We start from the raw sequence: 18829 nt of genomic DNA, 5'->3' as shown, positions 1-18829 counted from the left end.
AGGATCTCTAATTGCAAGTACTTTTTCACTGATTCCGGACGGACCTATTTTGCCAATACTTCAAGGTTATGCAAAGCGATAACGGATAATGAACGATTCCATTTACTTCCCGTATAACAATGTTTACCGTTCTCAAATGAACTTTAAATTTGAAATGAGGGACTGGTTCTGGCAAACAAGAACCGTCCCTCTTTGCCGTCCGTCTTTGCCAAATAAGAAAGGGCGGTTCTGGCTAGCCAGAACCGTCCCCATTAACCTTCTCCTACTTGAGCGGCTTGTAATCTTTCTTTTTTCTTTTCGATTCGATTAAAGGCGAGTAGTGTGGACCACATTAGAAATGTTGCTATTGCACTTCCGAAAAAGAATAGGGTAAGGCCAGGGATGAAATTGAATACATAATATGCTCCAACAATTCCGGCACCCATAAATATAACAATGTGAGGGTTAATAAAAGAAACTAGGAGCGACTGCTTAAAGTATTGCGTGAACTTTAAATCGAGGTGCACGTAAATGGGAAATATAATCATGATTGTAGCTAAATAAAATAATCCAACAAATACTAGACCAAAGCTTAACAACGTATGAATTGTTCCAGAAATAGTACCTAAATACATGAAATTAATCACTAAAACATATCCAAAAGCAAATAAAATTAAGCCTAACACATTTGATTTAAAGAACTCCTTTTTAAAAACTACAAAGAAGGTTTTAAAAATAGGAACGCTCTCCTCTTTCATTAATAGCTTTCTAATTACTGCAAACATCGCTACAGTTGCTGGCATAAAACCTAAAATAAACAATCCTAATACCGTGAAGCCTAACCACAATAAATTAATAAGCGCTAATCGCATGACCCAATCTGCAATTGTGTACAACGGTGAATCTACCCAACTTCGCCCCATAACCCTTCACCTCCATAATAGAATGTTTAAAGCATTGAATTCCCTTTTTCAGATAAAATTCTAGTTTACTATCGCCTCCATGAGCTTTAACCCATATGAGTGTGAAGGTGTATCCTCCATCATCACTGCAACAAAATCAGTAGATACATTCACCCCTAGCTCCTGGAAAAGCTTCGCATCACCATTAACCGTAATTGCATAAATGTTTTCTTCTCCTGTTTGCTCATTTTCCCCAACATGCTGTTTCTCTTCATCAACATGAAAGGCAATAGAATCAAGAGGATGCAAAATGACTGGATCAAAAATAATCGGAAACATAAAATCCTCAACGAGGTAAATATCTCCCTCACGCGCCACCATTTCAATGATCAGCTTTTCCCGAGAGGGTAAAAACATTTTTACATTAATATCTAATTCCTCATCATACTCAACACTATCAAAATACGAATACATACTATCTTCAAGTGAAAATGGAAGCCCTGAAAAAACCATTACATTTATGCTATTCTCCTCTTCTTCCCTATCGCATCCAGTTAGGAACAACACGATAACAAAATAAAGGATCACCTGTTTCCCCATTTTAACACCTTCTTCTCATCTCAAATAAATGGAATGCAAGGGGTTGAAAAAATTCGTCATGCTATCTACTTTTACCACTGTATTCTATCTCGACGATGAAAAAACTTCCGTTGTTTTTAAAGAATAAGGGATAAATAACATCGCTTATTCCAAATATGATTGATTCTACTAAGCTATTTTTTATAAATAAATCGTAAATTCCGCTACAGAGTCACCTGGTACGACCTTAACTCCAATAGACGTGTCAACAACAGAAGCTCCTTCTACGTCACGCACAGTATCTATCCCTCTTAACACGATACTCCAAGGCTTTTCTATTACTTTATTTAACTTCACCTTTATCGCTGACCCAACTTTCTCAGCAGTAACCGTGAAGTCCTCTTCTCCTTTTTCACTTCTTACAGTCGCTGTTGCTGTTGTTGAAAGCTCGAATATGTGCATCTCCACATTATTCGCATAATCATAATCTGGCTTCGTGTTTTCCGAACCAACCGCAACAATCGTATTTGGACGAACATAAAGAGGAATACTTAAATAATCATGCTGCTCCTTCACCCACTTCCCACCAGCTACCGTTTCATTTGTGAAATAATTTGTCCACGTTCCTTCCGGTAAATAGTAGGAAACGACACCATCTTCACTAAACACTGGAGCAACTAAGAAGGAATCCCCTAGCATATATTGACGATCTAAATAATCACAAGTTGGATCGTCTGGAAACTCAAGAAGCATCGCACGCATCATCGGTAATCCAACCTTTGAAGAATTGTAGGCTTCATTATATAAATATGGCATCAACGAGCACTTTAGTTTAGTAAAGAACCTTACTACATCTACAGATTCCTCATCATAAATCCATGGTACTCGGTATGATTTACTACCATGCAATCGACTATGGCTTGACAGTAAACCGAATGCTGCCCACCTCTTATATAAGTCGGCAGGTGCCGTGCTTTCAAATCCACCAATATCATGACTCCAGTAGCCAAAGCCAGATAGCCCTAATGATAATCCTCCACGCAAGCTCTCGGCCATTGATTCATAAGTCGCGTCGCAATCGCCACCCCAATGAACAGGGAATTGCTGTCCGCCAGCTGTAGAAGAACGAGCAAACAATGTTGCTTCTCCAATCCCAAGCTTTTCCTCCAATAATTCAAAAACGACTTTATTATATAAAAATGAGTAGTAATTATGCATTTTCATTGGATCTGAACCGTCATGATAAACAACATCAGTAGGAATTCTTTCACCAAAATCTGTTTTAAAGCTATCTACTCCCATGTCTAACAGTCTTTCTAAATGAGCGTTGTACCATTTGCATGCGTCCGGATTAGTAAAATCAACAATTCCCATTCCAGGCTGCCACTTATCCCATTGCCATACATCACCATTTGCTTTTTTCAACAAATAGCCTTTTTCCATTGCTTCGTCAAAAAGATGCGATTGTTGTGAAATATATGGGTTGATCCAAACACATATTTTTAAGCCTTTTTCTTTTAATCGATTTAGCATTCCTTGAGGATCCGGAAAGACCTCTTTATCCCATTCAAAGTCACACCATTTTAAGGCTTCCATCCAAAAGCAATCAAAATGAAAAACGCGTAATGGTAAGTTACGCTCAGCCATTCCATCTACAAAACGATTCACTGTTTCCTCGTCGTAATTTGTTGTAAAGGAAGTGGTTAGCCATAAGCCAAAAGACCATGCTGGAGGTAACGCCGGTTTACCTGTCAGTGTTGTATAGTTTTCTAGCACACACTTTGCTGTGCCACCACCGATAATAAAGTATTCTAACGACTCTCCCTCTACGCTAAATTGCGCTTTTGAGACTTTTTCAGAAGCTAGTTCAAAGGAAACATTTTCAGGGTGGTTGACAAAAATCCCGTAACCTTTGTTCGATAAATAAAATGGTACATTTTTATATGACTGCTCGGAACTCGTTCCACCGTCTTTATTCCACGTATCAACAACTTGACCATTTTTGACAAAGGGAGTAAATCTTTCTCCAAGTCCATATAAATTTTCTCCTACAGATAAAGAAAGCTCCTCCCGAATATACGTATTGTTTTTCGCATCTGTAACATGGGCCATACCTCTAAAACCACTGGAGGTAAGTGGCTTCCCTTCAAACAAATACTGCGATCCCCAGCCTCCTGCCTTATTCAATGCGACTGATAAATTCCCGCTTGTTAAAGATACATACTCCTCATTATCGGTGACCTTAACAGACCTATCATTTTGTTCATTAATAGAAAACTCAGGATAGAGCGGCTTTCTCCCTTTATGATGCACTATTTGGACACGAATGACTTCGTTTATCGGTGAGGAGTACTTTACCGTTAGTAATGGTAAATCTAGTTGTGCACCTCTATTGGATACATCGTATGGTGCTACTAGAGCTGTTAACGATTCTTCATCATGTGTTACTTTAAATAAGTATTCAGGTGTAATAAGGTCAAACCCTTCTCTTATTAACCAATTTCCATCTGTAAATTTCATATTAAGTCCACTCCTCCTTATATACATATGTAAAACCTTTTTAGACTTTAAACTCACGTACTATTGTAGACACCTTAGAAGGTAAGCGGTTACATGTAATCGCCGCCTCACCCCATCTAAGAAAACTGCTATGGTTGGGTTCCACGTGGTCACTCCGCCCCAAACATTGCTTTAAAGGGTGACTCATAAGGATACATCGCGAGAGACTGAAAATATCAAGCTTTTTTCAGTACCCTCTCATCAATCACCTTTTGAGTCACCCTCATTAGTAGAAGGTGGTTTCATTACTATTAATCTACCACTTTTCACAATTGCTTATCAATCTTCGCCCCAAAGCTCCACACGCTGTTGAACAAGTCTAGAAAACTCTCTTTCTGCTTCCTCCATAGCATCGGTACTGATTTCTTCTAAGAAAGTATCATAAATGTCGTCAAATTCATCAGGATCAGCTAAAATTGCTTGAGGAATTCTTGTAAACATCGTGTCCTGTGCTCTTTGGAACGGAACTGCAATTGGTGAATCTGAACTATAGTTAATTTGCCATGCAGCACCATATGGTCTTGGAGTAAATTCATCGTCATGAGGGAAGAGTTCCTTCCACGTTTCCACTCCATATGCAGCTAATACCTCTTTTTCCACATCAGTATAGTCTTCAATAACGGTATCTGGTGTATTAATTGTATATGTTTGACCAGTAGGATCTATTGCTCCATCTCCGAAGTTCGGACCATATTCTCTATATACACTAATTCCAGATCTTTCACTAAACGTGCTATCAGCTCTTCGCTCTTCTCGTTGCTCTTCCGTTAAATAACGATTTCCATCTTCATCAAGCTGATAATGTTCTCCTTCAACACCCCAGTTGTTTAGGATTTGTGCTTCATCCGTTGCCATCCAGTCTAAAAACTTAATCGCTCGTACTGGATCTGGATTATCTACAGAAATACCAATTCCCCATTGTGATAAGTAGCCTGTTGGCCAGAAGTTTGCATGCTTCGTATCTTCATCTATTGTTACAGGATAAACTCCGTGCATTCGTTCATACTTGCCATCTTCACGAAGAGCTACTTGTGTGTCTCCGATAGACCAATCTGCATCAATCATCGCTAATACGCGTCCTGAAGAAATTTTTGACTTGTATTGGTCCTCCTGTTGAACAAAGCTTTCAGGGTCTAATAGTCCTTCTGCGTTCATTTTATTTAACCAACGGAAGTACTCTCTTTCCTCTGGTCTCTTGTAGTGAAGCATAGCTTCATACGTGTCTTGATCAATATACCATTCCCCATCATCCGGTGCGCCAGTAGAGAAAAATGCTGGATTTGTCACTGAAATTAATAATCGCCAATCGTCAGCTAATAATGTTAAAGGAATTGTTGGCTGTCCATCTATTTCAGGATACATTTCATAATAAGTTCTGATTGCGTTTTCAAAATCCTCCAAAGTATTAATTTCAGGATAACCTAACTCCTCGACCACCGCATGCTGTAACCAAAATCCATTTCCTGGAGATAACCATTCTTCATCGATTGGTGCCGTTCCAAGAAAGTAAATCGAATCGTCATCCTCGCTCCATACCATTCTGTCTAAGTAATCCCCATATACTCTTTGAATATTAGGTGCATGCTCTTCAATTAAAGGTCTTAAATCAATCATTCCACCTGCATCGACTAAAAGGTTTCCATCACCTTTTGGCAAGATGAAGTCTGGATATTGACCACTTGAAGCCATTAGTGCAATTCTCTCAGCTGGATCACCTAGGGCAAAGTCTGCATCTAACGTGACGCCTGTAGCCTTCAAAATCTCTTGACCAACCGGTGTATCCATCCCATTCCAGTTTGGGTTGTTATCGGCGGCGAACAAGGAGAAAGTAATCGGCTCTAAATCACCTTCTAACTCTACATCCTCTGTCGTTCCCTCATTTTCATCCGTACCATCTGAGCTAGTATCTGCGTCGTCATCACTACACGCAGCTACAAATAAAAGTGAACTCATCGCAAGTAAACCAAACATTTTACTATACTTTCTAAGCATGAAATTAACCCTCCTTTTATTTTTAAAAGCTTGTATGTGAACTCGTATTGCCAAATGGATATACGAGTTAATACTAATTACTTTACTGCTCCTAACGTCATTCCCTTTACAAAATACTTTTGTAAAAATGGATAGACGAGTAGTATAGGAACCATCGTTACTATGGTAATAGCCATTCGTACAGACTCAGGAGAAACTCTACTCACTAAATCAGAACCAGCTCCACCACGAGTAGCATCTATCCCCGCGCTTGTTGCAGTGTTTTGAAGTATTTTCATTAATTCATATTGTAACGTTGTGAGTGCTGGATTAGCGCTATTATAAATATAAGTATCAAACCACATGTTCCATTGCATGACCGCAATGAATAATGCAATTGTCGCTAACACTGGTTTACATATCGGTAAAATAATTTTCCAATAGATAACGAAATCATTAGCCCCATCTATTTTTGCAGATTCTTGGAGTGCATTTGGTAACGTATCCATAAAAGAACGAATGATAATAATATTCCAAGCGCTTGCTAATAACGGTAAAATATAGACGGCAAATGAATTAATCAATCCTAGATCACGCATCAGCATGTATGTCGGGATTAAACCTCCACTGAAAAACATTGTGAGAACAATGACCGTAGACACAAATCTTCGTGCTTGGAAGTCCTTTCTCGCTAGTGTGAACGCCACCATCGAACAAACAATTAATCCTCCGACTGTACCGATTACGGTTCTTAACACTGAATTAATAAAACCAGTGACTAAGCTATCATAACGCATAATTACCGCATAGTTATCTAACGTCCATTCCCTCGGCCATATATAAATACCGCCCCTAACTGTATCTGTCGAATCATTTAATGAAATAGCCAGTACATTTAGGAAAGGATACAGCATGACGACGATGACGATGATCATGAAAATATAGTTTGCATAATCAAAAAATCGTTCAGCTGGTGTCATTCTATTTAACCCTTTTTTCTTCTTCCTCAACTTAGTCACCTCCCCTACATCACACTTGTATTTGAATAACGCTTGAATACACCGTTTGCCACTAGTAGTAAGAAAATGCTCACCATAGAGTTAAAAATACTGATTGCTGTTCCGTATGAATAGCGCCCCATTCCAATACCGTAGTTAAGCGCATACAATTCCAGTACTTCTGAATATTCTCGGGTGAGTGAGTTCCCTAGTAGTAATTGTCTTTCAAACCCGATTGCGATTAAATTTCCGATTGATAAAATTAAAATAACTAAGATTGTTGGACGAATTCCAGGCAATGTAATATGCCATATTCGTCTAAATCTACCAGCACCATCTACTCGAGCAGCTTCATAAAGTTGTGGATCTACCCCAGCCATCGCAGCCAAAAATATAATTGAGTTCCACCCCATCTGCTTCCATACATCTGCTCCAGTTACAATAAACCAAAACCATTCTCCTTTCGCCATGAACTGTATGGGGTTATCAACTATATTTAATCCTACGAGAATATCATTCACAATCCCACCATCTGTAGATAGCATCTTCGTAACAATACCGGCTACGACAACCCATGATACAAAATGAGGTAAATACGAGATTGTTTGAACAGACCTTTTAAATAAAGAATCTTTTAATTCATTAAGAAGTACTGCAAAAATAATTGGTATCGTAAAGCCCGCAATTAGTAACAGTATGCTCATCGCTAACGTATTACGTAATACTAAATAAAAATGAGGATCATTAAAAAGTTCAATAAAATGCTGAAGGCCAACCCATTCTTGTTCATGAAACGCCCTTCCAGGTCTATAATTTTGGAAGGCCATCGTCCAACCCCAGACAGGAAGATAATTAAAAATAAAGACATAAATCACTACTGGGATAGACATTAAATATAGGATTTTTTGATTTTTCATTGTCTTCCAAAATTGTTTTTTCTTCGGTATGACAACAGTTTGCTGCGATTGCTCCGTAGATGTCTTCACCGTAATCCCTCCCTCTTTACAACTTAATCTTAGCTAACTTTCTGAATTAGAAATACCTCAATGATTACTACTAAAATCATATAAAAATTTGATGATGTATCCGCTTACACCTTTGTTTTGTAAAGGTTTCTAAGTTTCTGATCTTAACCCATAAAATAAAAATCCCTTCATCATTTAACTGTGTAGCAATATCGCTACGTACTTCATGCACAAAATTCTCCATTACATACTTAATCAATAAGAAAAGACTAAAAACAAGCTTTGTAAAGCTCGTTTTTAGTCTTTTCTTAGAAGTGGTGAAGAAATGATGACACATTTCTTTAAAATAGTAGTGAGTGCCTCTTCTCGCTACTACGCGTGGCATCATTTCCACCACCAATTTTATACACTTACCTTTTAAGAAAAACTCTTAGAGATCTGAGAGTTTCTTTAAATGATTATTTTCTTTTCGGCGATATGCAGAAGGAGAAATACCTACGTATTTTTTGAATTTACTATGAAAATAATCTACATTATTATAGCCGACAATTTCAGCAACACGATACACCTTCAGCCCTTCGAGAAGAAATTTTTTCGCATTTTTTATTCTCACTTTATCTAAATAGGTGTTGAAATACTCACCAGTATAGCTTTTAAATAACTTCCCTAAGTACGCACTATTATAATTAAATAAATCAGCTAGCTTTTCTAGCTTTAAATTTTCATAATACTTATTTTCAATGAGCATCATCAGCTTCTTCAGTTGGTCATCTGATTGATCATACTCAAACTCATCATATAGCTCATCAACCAAATTATTCACAAATTGCTGGAGCTGCTGAAAATGATTGATATGGTAAATTTCCAACACTTTTTCTGCTATTTTTGAAAAAAATAGTTCTTTATTAGGCTTAGACTTTTGAAGCTTATTCATCAAAATAGATAAAATATAGACGTAATTCTTTTTTAACGTTCTTTCACTATAAACATGATCAGACCACTCCGCTACTTGCTCCAATAATAATTTGACCATTTGCCATTCACCAAGCTCAAGAGACAAGTATAACTTATTAATGATTTCATTCAACGTCTCTGAATTCCCCACTCTTTTGGTTCGTTTAAATTTAATTAACTCCTTCCCCCTTATTAACAGTTCACCTTCAGGAAAGAAAAATTGATGCTGTATTAAACGTAAAGCAGTTTGATATGAAATTTTAATTTTACTTAAAGAATCCACACAGTTTCCAAGCGCAGATGTGAATTTTACCTGGCTATCATCGAGTACCTCTTTAATTTCTTGATACAAATATTGAATCTCTCTTTTTTTATAAACATTGCTATTAAATAAAATTCCGACATAGGCTTCGTGTAAAAAAACGAATGCACCTTTTTTAGATTTTTGATCTACTAGCTCTTTTATTTTCTGTTTAATTGAAAGCATGTTGGCTACTTCTCGGTTAAAATCCTCCATTTTCATTAACAGTACTTCATATTTATCCCAGTGAATACCAAACTCTTTAGCAAGTTGGACTCCGCCATCCGCTTCGTGTTCATCCGATTTATTAAACAGATGTGATAATATAAACCATTCCCGTTGTCTCTCTTTTTCTATTAATGTCAATTCCTTTACTATATTTTCTTTGTCCAAATCTTTTTTTATTTGAATTAAAGCTGGGATTAAACTTTCTTCATCAATAGGCTTTAATAAATACCCAGCTACATTATGCTGAATCGCCTTTTTTGCATAATCAAAGTCAGCATAGCCAGTTAATATTAAACATTGAATTTTACTATCAAACTCACGAATATGTTTAATGAGCTGCAGCCCGTCCATCCCAGCCATTCGGATGTCTGAAATAATTAAATCATAGGATCCTTCTCTACAATGCTCCAACGCTTGTTGGCCGTCCTTCACTAAAGTATCAACTTGAAAACCATAGTCTTCCCAAGGTATTACTGCCTTTAAGCCTTCTCTTACAGTTCGCTCATCATCAACAATTAATACTTTATACATGAATACCACCTCAATAATAGTTTTGACGGTGCACCTCTTTCAGCTTTCTCTATCATGTAACAAGAATGAAGAACCTTTCTATTCATCTTCATTTAAAGGAATAGAAAATGAGACTCGAGTACCTTTGTGTTGTTCACTATTGATAACTAGACCATTGCTAGTTTTGTATGTTAATAGAATTCGTTCATGAACATTTCTTAGCCCAATTCTATTCTCTGCTTCTACAGTATTTTCTGTTAACGACAAGAAAATCTCTTCCTTCTTCTTAGTCGATATTCCAACCCCATTATCTTTTACACTTACGATCATATCATCTCCTATTAGTCTCGTCTCTACGATTACTTTTCCTCCTTCTATCTTATTCTCCAACCCATGTATCACTGCGTTTTCCACTAAAGGCTGAATAATAAGTGGCGGAATCTTAATAGCCTCTGTTTTCGGATCGATCTTTAACTCATATTCGAGCCTTTCGTCAAAACGAAAATTTTGAATTTCAAGATACGCTTTTACCATTTCCATTTCCTGTTTTAAAGGGACCATACCACCGCCAACCTCTATACTGCTACGTAAAAGCTTCCCTAACCGCTTTACAATATGGGCAATTTCCTTTTCACCACTTAAAAGTGTTTTCATCCTAATCGTTTCTAACGTATTAAACAAAAAATGTGGGTTAATTTGACTTGCTAGCATTTTCAATTTTATTTGATTTTGTCTTTTTTCTAGCACCCTTTTTTCTGTATTTTTATGCTCTATTTCTTCTAAAAGCTCTTTAATGCTTTTCGTCATTCTATTAAACTCTGTGGAAAGTTGACCAATTTCATCTCTTCCCTCGACCTCAGAATAAGTAGTCAAATTTCCCCTTGCCACTTTTCTGATTTGATTACTTAAAATAGAGATTCGGTTTGAGATAAGGTGTGAGACACTAAAAATTAATATAAAAGCAATTACAATGCTAATGGAGATTATCGTAAAACCTAACCTTCTTAGTTTATTCGCATCCTCCATTATTTCAGCATCTGTGATAATCGATACTATCCTTAAATCATTTACACTATTCGGTACTGATATGTGATCTACTGTAATGTGTGATGGCTCATCAAATACGACATCTTGAAAGGTTCCCGTTCTTCCATTCGTTAATTGAGGAGAAATGGTGACTTCCTCTAAGTTTTTTCCTAGATGATCAACATCATTTGTGGCAACGATGTTATTTTTCGAATCTAAAATAAGAATGGGCAGCGCTTCTTGCGACAAAATAAAATTTAAATTATTTGTATTGATCTCGACTACAAGAACACCGTACGTTTGATGCTGCGGAAAATGAACGACACGTGTAATATGAAACCTTCTTTCACTACCGCTTCTCTCCGTCTCCATGAACTCCCAGCTTATCAACCCCCGATTGACTATTGCTTCTTCGTACCATGATGTCTGAAGCACTTCACTATGATTATTTACCGGAATTATTCTCCAATTATTTAACATCGTATCGTTTTTCACATAAAAACGAATATCATTAATTTCATTATAATAACGTACATTACTATCAAAAATGTGAAAATTTCTGTACGCTTCCACCACATCATAAGTAGAGTCATACGTTCTATTCACTAAGTCATTTAATCGATGATCTACTAATAAAGCATTTGAGACGTAAACGGAAGGAAAGAGGGCATCACTTATTCTCGTCTTAATACGAGTCATATCTGATGTGGTTTGATCGATAGCATTATTTAATGCCATTTGCCGTAGTTCAGAAGTCAAAATGACACCAACAATTAAGATTGGGACAAACACTACTAAAATAAATGAAAAGACTAGCTTATTTCTTACTTTCATATCATTTAATTTTTTAATAAAAAATTGTATCATGTTATGCTCCAATTAGATTTGATCACTTCGAGGAAAACGCTTACAAAATCTATTTTCATTCATTTTATATGAAACTCACAAAAATTAATACAGGACAAATTGATAAAAAATCATATAATAATTACACATTTTGAGATTTTTTCATTTGCACATCAACTCATGATATCACATAAAAACCATGCTTGTTTTAGTCTAACCCGTTCGGTTGAGTGGGAAAACACTTAATTCGCAATCTAAATAAGTACTCGTTTAAAAATTAATTAGCAGACCAAATCACAAGGCCTGCTTTTAAAATATTGGGAATATTTTACTTGATAACGGTATAATAAAGGGGTGAAATGACCTACAAAACAGAACGCATATTTTAATAAACGTTATGTATTAACGGGGGAGGTTTGTAAATGAATTATTATCAGTGTGACAATCTAATTATTCGCTCGATGGAACACGGTGATATAGAGAAGTTTGTTAAAGGATTTGTTGCACAGAATTGGCATAAACCAAACGAGCAGTTTGAGGAATTCTACATTCGTCAAGAAAGCAAAGAACAGGTAGTTGTTGTTGCTGAAGTAAATAATCAAGTAGCAGGTTACGTCACACTTTTACCTAGTGCTATAACAGGACCTTTCGCATCTGAACATATCCCTGAAATTGTTGATTTAAACGTACTTATAAAATTTCAGAAGAATGGTATTGGGAACAAGATGATGGATGTGGTAGAACGAATTGCAAAAGAATATAGAGACAAAGTATCGCTAGCCGTTGGTTTACATTATGGTTATGGTTCTGCTCAAAAAATGTATGTTAAAAGAGGATATATCCCTGACGGTTCAGGGGTGTGGTATAAAGGACAACAGTTGGAGCAATATGCTCCATGTGCAAATGACGATGATTTAATTCTTTACCTCATAAAACAAATTTAATCAAACGTTGTGCAATATTACTAGAAGCTACCAACGCTATTATGGTACTAACGGTGGACTTTTGTTTAGGAAGAAAAAAGTTAAATGGGGGATTTTTGAGAGGATACGCAACAACGTAAAATTTGGAATGAAAACCATAAGAAATTAAGAGAAAATCTATTATATCCAGAAAAACACATAGAAGCTGTACAATTATTCTTATTTTTACATTTATATCTACATTCTTCTTCAATTAGCCAAATGAGTGATACTACTTTAGCAGATGAAATAGTGAACAACTTGGATGATAATACATTTAGACAATATCCAGTGCCAAATCATGATACAAGTAATTCGATTGCGTGGCATTTGTGGCATATTACTCGTGTAGAAGATATGACGATGAATATATTAGTGCTAAATGAGCAACAAGTTCTACACACTTCAAACTGGCTTGAAAAAATGAATCTTTCGTTTACTCATTCTGGAAATGATATGAGTAAAGAAGACATTGCTTTGTTAAGCTCAAATGTTGATTTTAATTCATTATTAGAATATAGAGCAGCAGTTGGTAAGCGTACACAAGAGATTATTTCCTTGTTAAGTCCTGGACATTTTAATATGAAGGTTGAACAAGAAAGAATTAAACGTTTATTTGATGAAAATGCTGTAATGAAAAATTCTAAATGGTTAGCTGAATACTGGAGCAAAAAGGACATTGCAGGTTTACTTTTAATGCCTGCTACAAGACATATATTTTTACACTTAAATAAATGTGTTCGTATAAAAGATAAACTCCATAAGAAGATGAAGAAGATGGGTTTAGTATGAAGTTACCTAATTAGTTATTGTGCTAACGGGGTTGGTTGATTAAGAATTAATATATTTAATAGGAGCTTTTGAATCCAATCCAAACTCCTTGAAAATATGGTTGATATGTTCTATCGCCTTAAATATAAGAAATGTTTTAGTTCAAAAACCTTATCAGTGATACCTAAAAGGTTTTTTGGTATCATTTTGGCCTTACGTGTTATAAAAGGTATAACCATTAAAATTAACTTTTAACACCCCAATTGGCAAGTCTTTTTCACAAGTACAAAAATTGTTGTACTTGTGTGATTTACTAAGCTAAGTAATGTGCTAATTCTACTTCTTAAACCTCTACAATAAAACTTTGATAAATCAATGAAAAAAAGAGATGTGAATTAGTGGGCTAATTCCATCTCTAATTTGCGTGTTATTTTATGTTTTCTCCCTCTCAAGCGAATGGTTTAGTTTTGTCAAGCACGGCATTTTTTTAAGATTGAGGAATTTATTAAGTTAGATTAATATCTAGCTCCAATGTTTCTTCCGCTTCAAAAGCTACAGTAACTAAATGAATATCCTTCATCGTCACTAACTCATGCTGACGACAAGTCACATTTTCTATGCCTTCTCTAACGATAATATCCACATGCTGATGCCTTCTTGAATGAAGCATCACTCTTATTTTTCTCATTTTCAAGTCCCATTTAAGACTTTTAACTGTTACTTCAGTCCTCGTAAGCATTCCTGTAATAGTGCCTTTTTCTATTTCAGAAGGAAGTGCTGGCAGGAGCTCGATTATTCCTGGGGACGAATACACGAGCATCTCCATCACTAACGTTGGAAGACTACAGTTCGCATCTACATTATATATTTCTCTACCTGGATTGTGAGAGGTTACTAGGCTCGAGTGAATGTAGTCACCTTCTTGTAGGAGCAATGTTAAGTTTTCCAATACTAGTTCGCTATTTTTTTGTCTTGCAGCTACAATCCCACAATGCATGACGCCGTGTGCAGAATAATTCCCATGTTTTCGTTTTTTCAAAGCAATCTCTGCAGCCTTAAATAACTCAGGTGTCGTTTCTGGTGTTATTTCATGCCCCGGCCAAACTGGGTATAGATGGGAAATGTGCCTATGATCGTATTGGTCATGCAAATCATGATGAGCCCATTCCTTTAAAGCACCATCTTCGTTAATCAAGTAATCTGGTAATAATTCTAATTGCTTCATCCACCTTTTAATATTCTCTTGCTCGATATTTAATTCTTCACATGTATTAATTAAGTTAGTAAATAGCTCCTTCGCTACAGCAATATCCATCGTTGCATTGATCGCTGCTTGACTCGGTTGCCACCCCTTTTCAAGTAACCCCTTAGCAATAATCGGTGTATTTTCTGGTGAGTATGACGGAATAAATACACATTTCCCATTTTCATCGAATTCCGTTAAAAAATCTTCATAAAATGCGGCAATTTCTTTCATGAGTGGCAGTGCTCTGTTTATGAAAAAATCTTTGTCTCCACTTATTTCGTACCATTCAAAAAATGGCATCACTAACCATTGCGCCCCTGCTGTCCAAAAACCTAACGGCCAATCAACGTTGAAATGGGTGTGAATATTATGGTTCCCATCGGTTCGAGATCCAGCTAAAAAACCTCGACATCCATACATTGTCATGGCGTTGATTCTCCAATCCGGTGATATCTTCTCGATAAGGTTGAAGTATCCTTCAAGCGCTTCACGCATATTCCCAATGCCCCCACCTGATACAGCGAGGTTTACGTTCGCATCTGTTGTAAAATCTCCACTCCAAGGTGGGCGCCAATCTCCTGTCCATAACCCTACTAAGTTAGGTGGATAATCACCTGAGGCACAAATAAAAATGTACCGTCCCACATGAAACATTTGTTGTAAAAGTCGTTTATCTAGCTCCTTCTCCTTGTTTGCGAGTAAATGTTCTGTAGGAATATTTACCACTTCGTCCTCACAAATGGACAATGTCATTCGGTTAAATAAGTCGCCATGTATCTCTTTGTGCTTTAGAAGTAAATGCTCATATTCCTCACCTGCAAAAGAAAGGAGAAACTCCTTTACTTCAGCAAGCTTATCATGTAAATCTTGTTCCATATTCTTTATTGGTACTATTTTCGTAAACACTACTATTTCTGTCGCAGCTTCGACGATCAGTTTTTCCGCATTCGATAATACATTGCCAGTCTCTCCTTTTAAAACAATGAAGGAGCAGCCGGCATAACCTTTCTTTGTCATTGTATAATCACAGGTGAAGGTAAGAAACGGTTCCTCTGCGGTGACAGTATACGTCCCACTGCCTTCATGGACAAGGTCATCAATGGACATTACACCGCTTATTAATTGATCATCACACTTGATTTTCTGCACAATTACGTCATGAGCTCGAGAAATAAATACGTTCCGTACATGTCTTCCTCCTTCATCCTTCCATCGCACACTAACTTCGCCTGTCTCAAAATTAACTGTACGCATATAATCTTGGATGACACCATTTTCAGGTTGTGTCCACTTCAGTGCATAAGCAGGGTGGTAAGCATCGGTAAAAAGAAGGGGATGGCCTGATTTATCAGAAAATAACGCTGCTGCATCTTTAAATCGTCCACGCTTCATCAATTCTCTAATCTCACTTAAATATGGGGCCAAATCATTGTTTTGTACTATTTCGTTATGAAAGGGCTCATATAACTTTTCATGGTTTAATATGATTGTTTCGGCTAATGGCTGTCCATACACTAGCGCCCCCATTTTTCCATTGCCTGTTACTAACGCCTCTTCCCACCGCACAGCTGCTTCACTGCTTATCATGCCACTTTTTGGCGTAGTCACGTATTCTGTTTTATCCAGCACGATCTCCTCACTCCTTATGCAAGTAGTTGTAGTTAAAACTCCGATGAACTTGAAAGCACTTTCATATTAGCATAGCTCCTCGTGAAAAAAACCGTAGAAATTACGACATAAATAAGGGGAAAATTAGATATGATTAGAAGCCAAAGGGGGAATAACAAAAAGAAAAGGACTTATCTAGGAGAAGGAAATTTTTTTTAGAAAAAATACATGAAAGCACTATACATAAATAAAGAACACGCAACGCTTGTAAGACGTTACGCATTCTTGTTTTATCGTTACAGCTGCCACGAAGAGCATTTTACTTCTCTAATATCATGACACCATGACCTTCTATATGAACTGTTCCCCTTACCGTTTTTCCAGTTAACAAATCGAGCATTTCCGTTTCTATGGCTAATTCTTCTTTTGTTTCGTTATGATTCATCACAAATAAATACGATTTGCTATCTTTCCTTCTTTCTGATACCTCGACACCATTTGGCGTTTCCATTAGAGGCTCTATTCCTTTTTCATCACATAAATTACGCATTAAGCCGGTAATGAATTGTTGTTCACCACTTGAGCCAACATAAATTGCCCTTCCATTTCCGTAAGTATTGGCCGTTACTACTGGTGTTCCCTTATAAAACTCTGATCCATACTCTGCTACAATCTCTGCCCCTTCTACATGTATTATGTCAAAAAGCACGTTGCAATGGTAGCTTCCCTCCAAGGAGCCCCACGAATCCTTCATCACTATTTGATTATGATGCTTAGGGTCTAGCGCATCAATCTCTTCTACCCATAGCCCTAATAGTTTTCTAAGTTCACCTGGATAACCACCAAGTGTCACTAGATCGTGCTCATTGACGATTCCACTAAAGAAAGTAGTCACGAACGTGCCGCCATTTTCAACAAACGCTTCTAGCTTTTTCGCATAACCACTTTTCACCATATACAAAACTGGTGCGATTACTATGTCATATTTTGAAATATCCTCCTCCACACTGACCATGTCTACAGGAATATTCCTTTCGTACAAAGCAGCATAGTATTTATGAACTTCATTGACGTAATCTAATGACACCGATGGCCCGCTAGATAAATCAATAGCCCAACGATTCTCCCAATCATATACGATTGCTACTCTTGCATTTGTTCTACTATCGATAAACGAATCTGATAGCTTTTGTATCTCTTTGCCGAGCTGAGATGTTTCCCTAAATACTCTCGTATTCTCATGACCAACATGTTCAATAACGGCACCGTGGAACTTTTCGCATGCACCTATCGATCGGCGCAATTGAAAAAACATAATGGTATCGGCACCATGCGCAAGAGCTTGATAACTCCATAGCCTCATTACCCCTGGGCGCTTAAGAGCATTATAAGGCTGCCAATTTTGCTGGCTTGGAGTTTGCTCCATGAGCATGAATGGCTGCCCACCTTTTAATCCTCGCATAAGATCGTGTGTCATTGCCGTTAAACTAACTGGCGTATCTATGCCAGGGTAGCTATCCCACGAAACAACATCCATCTCTTTTCCCCACTTGAAATAATCAAGTTCAGGATATGTTCCCATTAAATTCGTCGTAATCGGTACATTCGGTGTATGTTTTTTTAACATGTTGTGTTCTAATTTATAGCATTCTAGTAAACTATCAGATTGGAATCTACGGTAATCTAATGATATCCCTTGGAAGGCACTGACGTTTCCTTCCCCTTCTTCACTTAATGCGTTAGGCACGACAATGTCTTCCCAATCATGAAACGTATGTCCCCAGAATCTTGTGTTCCACGTTTTATTAAGGGTTTGTAGGTTACCGTATTTCTTTTTTAGCCATTCACGAAAGGCTTTTGCACAATTGTCACAGTAGCAATAGCCTCCGTATTCATTAGATACATGCCAAATTAAAACTGCTGGATGATCTTGATATCGTTCCCCTAATTTGTCAGCCATTCTTTCTGCGTATTTCCGGTAAGTCGGACTATTCGGACATGAATTATGCCTTCCACCAAACGCTCTTTTTCTACCATGAAAATCTACTCTTAAAACATCTGGGTACTTTCTTGCCATCCAAGCCGGGTGTGCTGCCGTACTCGTAGCTAAACACGTATAAATGCCATTTTCATAAAGCCGATTAATATGCTCATCCAAAGCTGTAAAATCATATGTATCTTCATCAGGTTGATTCAAAGCCCAAGAAAACACGTTTAAAGTAGCTATATCAATACCTGCTTTTTTAAACATCCTAATGTCTTCATTCCAGATTTCTGGATCATCCCACTGCTCCGGATTGTAATCTCCACCGTACCAAATTTTTGGTAGCTTACTATTAATCATTGAAAACCCACCTTTATGAGAATGTGTATGCTTTTATTATATGACAAGATTAGCTTCCTCATCTCAAAGACTTGGAAGCT

At 37.0% G+C, this 18829-nt stretch carries 13 protein-coding genes; 2 read left to right on the top strand and 11 right to left on the bottom strand.

What is annotated here, in order from left to right; translation table 11 throughout:
* Positions 1-251 precede the first annotated feature (251 nt).
* The 9 genes from BCELL_RS06130 to BCELL_RS06090 all read right to left on the bottom strand — a co-directional run bounded on the left by BCELL_RS06130 (position 252) and on the right by BCELL_RS06090 (position 11839).
* Positions 252-902, bottom strand: a complete 651-nt coding sequence (locus tag BCELL_RS06130; protein ID WP_013487810.1) for a YesL family protein — start codon at positions 900-902, stop codon at positions 252-254.
* 60 nt (positions 903-962) lie between these two features.
* A complete protein-coding gene (locus BCELL_RS06125) occupies positions 963-1481 on the bottom strand; it encodes a hypothetical protein (protein ID WP_013487809.1) in 519 nt (172 codons plus the stop codon).
* A gap of 180 nt (positions 1482-1661) precedes the next feature.
* The gene (gene yicI / locus BCELL_RS06120) at positions 1662-3980 is read right to left on the bottom strand and encodes an alpha-xylosidase (RefSeq protein WP_013487808.1); all 2319 of its coding nucleotides are present in this window, start codon (positions 3978-3980) and stop codon (positions 1662-1664) included.
* 318 nt (positions 3981-4298) lie between these two features.
* On the bottom strand, positions 4299-6011 hold the full coding sequence (locus tag BCELL_RS06115) for an ABC transporter substrate-binding protein (protein WP_013487807.1): 1713 nt from the start codon (positions 6009-6011) through the stop codon (positions 4299-4301).
* Positions 6012-6088: 77 nt separating this feature from the next.
* The gene (locus BCELL_RS06110; RefSeq protein ID WP_049786682.1) at positions 6089-6970 is read right to left on the bottom strand and encodes a carbohydrate ABC transporter permease; all 882 of its coding nucleotides are present in this window, start codon (positions 6968-6970) and stop codon (positions 6089-6091) included.
* Positions 6971-7014: 44 nt separating this feature from the next.
* On the bottom strand, positions 7015-7974 hold the full coding sequence (locus BCELL_RS06105) for an ABC transporter permease (RefSeq protein WP_013487805.1): 960 nt from the start codon (positions 7972-7974) through the stop codon (positions 7015-7017).
* Positions 7975-8050: 76 nt separating this feature from the next.
* Entirely contained in the window at positions 8051-8341 is a 291-nt protein-coding gene (locus BCELL_RS06100) for a hypothetical protein (protein WP_013487804.1), read from the bottom strand.
* 42 nt (positions 8342-8383) lie between these two features.
* The gene (locus BCELL_RS06095) at positions 8384-9967 is read right to left on the bottom strand and encodes a response regulator (RefSeq protein ID WP_013487803.1); all 1584 of its coding nucleotides are present in this window, start codon (positions 9965-9967) and stop codon (positions 8384-8386) included.
* Between the two features lie 78 nt (positions 9968-10045).
* Positions 10046-11839, bottom strand: a complete 1794-nt coding sequence (locus BCELL_RS06090) for a cache domain-containing sensor histidine kinase (RefSeq protein ID WP_013487802.1) — start codon at positions 11837-11839, stop codon at positions 10046-10048.
* A 401-nt stretch (positions 11840-12240) separates the two neighbouring features.
* Between BCELL_RS06090 and BCELL_RS06085 the strand changes: the two genes are divergently transcribed.
* Positions 12241-12762, top strand: a complete 522-nt coding sequence (locus BCELL_RS06085) for a GNAT family N-acetyltransferase (protein ID WP_013487801.1) — start codon at positions 12241-12243, stop codon at positions 12760-12762.
* A 270-nt stretch (positions 12763-13032) separates the two neighbouring features.
* Entirely contained in the window at positions 13033-13572 is a 540-nt protein-coding gene (locus BCELL_RS06080) for a DinB family protein (protein ID WP_245546954.1), read from the top strand.
* 484 nt (positions 13573-14056) lie between these two features.
* On the opposite strand, the gene BCELL_RS06075 is transcribed toward BCELL_RS06080, so the two are convergent.
* On the bottom strand, positions 14057-16426 hold the full coding sequence (locus BCELL_RS06075; protein ID WP_013487799.1) for a glycosyl hydrolase family 95 catalytic domain-containing protein: 2370 nt from the start codon (positions 16424-16426) through the stop codon (positions 14057-14059).
* A gap of 298 nt (positions 16427-16724) precedes the next feature.
* A complete protein-coding gene (locus tag BCELL_RS06070) occupies positions 16725-18749 on the bottom strand; it encodes a beta-galactosidase (protein WP_013487798.1) in 2025 nt (674 codons plus the stop codon).
* Positions 18750-18829: the final 80 nt, after the last annotated feature.

It is taken from the genome of Evansella cellulosilytica DSM 2522, from assembly GCF_000177235.2.
GTDB lineage: Bacteria > Bacillota > Bacilli > Bacillales > Salisediminibacteriaceae > Evansella > Evansella cellulosilytica.
This window is presented reverse-complemented; position numbering and strand designations above follow the sequence as displayed.

What these genes read in the sequence shown, in the direction of transcription:
- BCELL_RS06130 (WP_013487810.1), bottom strand. Translation starts at nt 902, where the DNA reads ATGGGGCGAAGTTGGGTAGATTCACCGTTGTACACAATTGCAGATTGG.
- BCELL_RS06125 (WP_013487809.1), bottom strand. Translation starts at nt 1,481, where the DNA reads ATGGGGAAACAGGTGATCCTTTATTTTGTTATCGTGTTGTTCCTAACT.
- yicI (WP_013487808.1), bottom strand. Translation starts at nt 3,980, where the DNA reads ATGAAATTTACAGATGGAAATTGGTTAATAAGAGAAGGGTTTGACCTT.
- BCELL_RS06115 (WP_013487807.1), bottom strand. Translation starts at nt 6,011, where the DNA reads ATGCTTAGAAAGTATAGTAAAATGTTTGGTTTACTTGCGATGAGTTCA.
- BCELL_RS06110 (WP_049786682.1), bottom strand. Translation starts at nt 6,970, where the DNA reads ATGACACCAGCTGAACGATTTTTTGATTATGCAAACTATATTTTCATG.
- BCELL_RS06100 (WP_013487804.1), bottom strand. Translation starts at nt 8,341, where the DNA reads ATGATGCCACGCGTAGTAGCGAGAAGAGGCACTCACTACTATTTTAAA.
- BCELL_RS06095 (WP_013487803.1), bottom strand. Translation starts at nt 9,967, where the DNA reads ATGTATAAAGTATTAATTGTTGATGATGAGCGAACTGTAAGAGAAGGC.
- BCELL_RS06090 (WP_013487802.1), bottom strand. Translation starts at nt 11,839, where the DNA reads ATGATACAATTTTTTATTAAAAAATTAAATGATATGAAAGTAAGAAAT.
- BCELL_RS06085 (WP_013487801.1), top strand. Translation starts at nt 12,241, where the DNA reads ATGAATTATTATCAGTGTGACAATCTAATTATTCGCTCGATGGAACAC.
- BCELL_RS06070 (WP_013487798.1), bottom strand. Translation starts at nt 18,749, where the DNA reads ATGATTAATAGTAAGCTACCAAAAATTTGGTACGGTGGAGATTACAAT.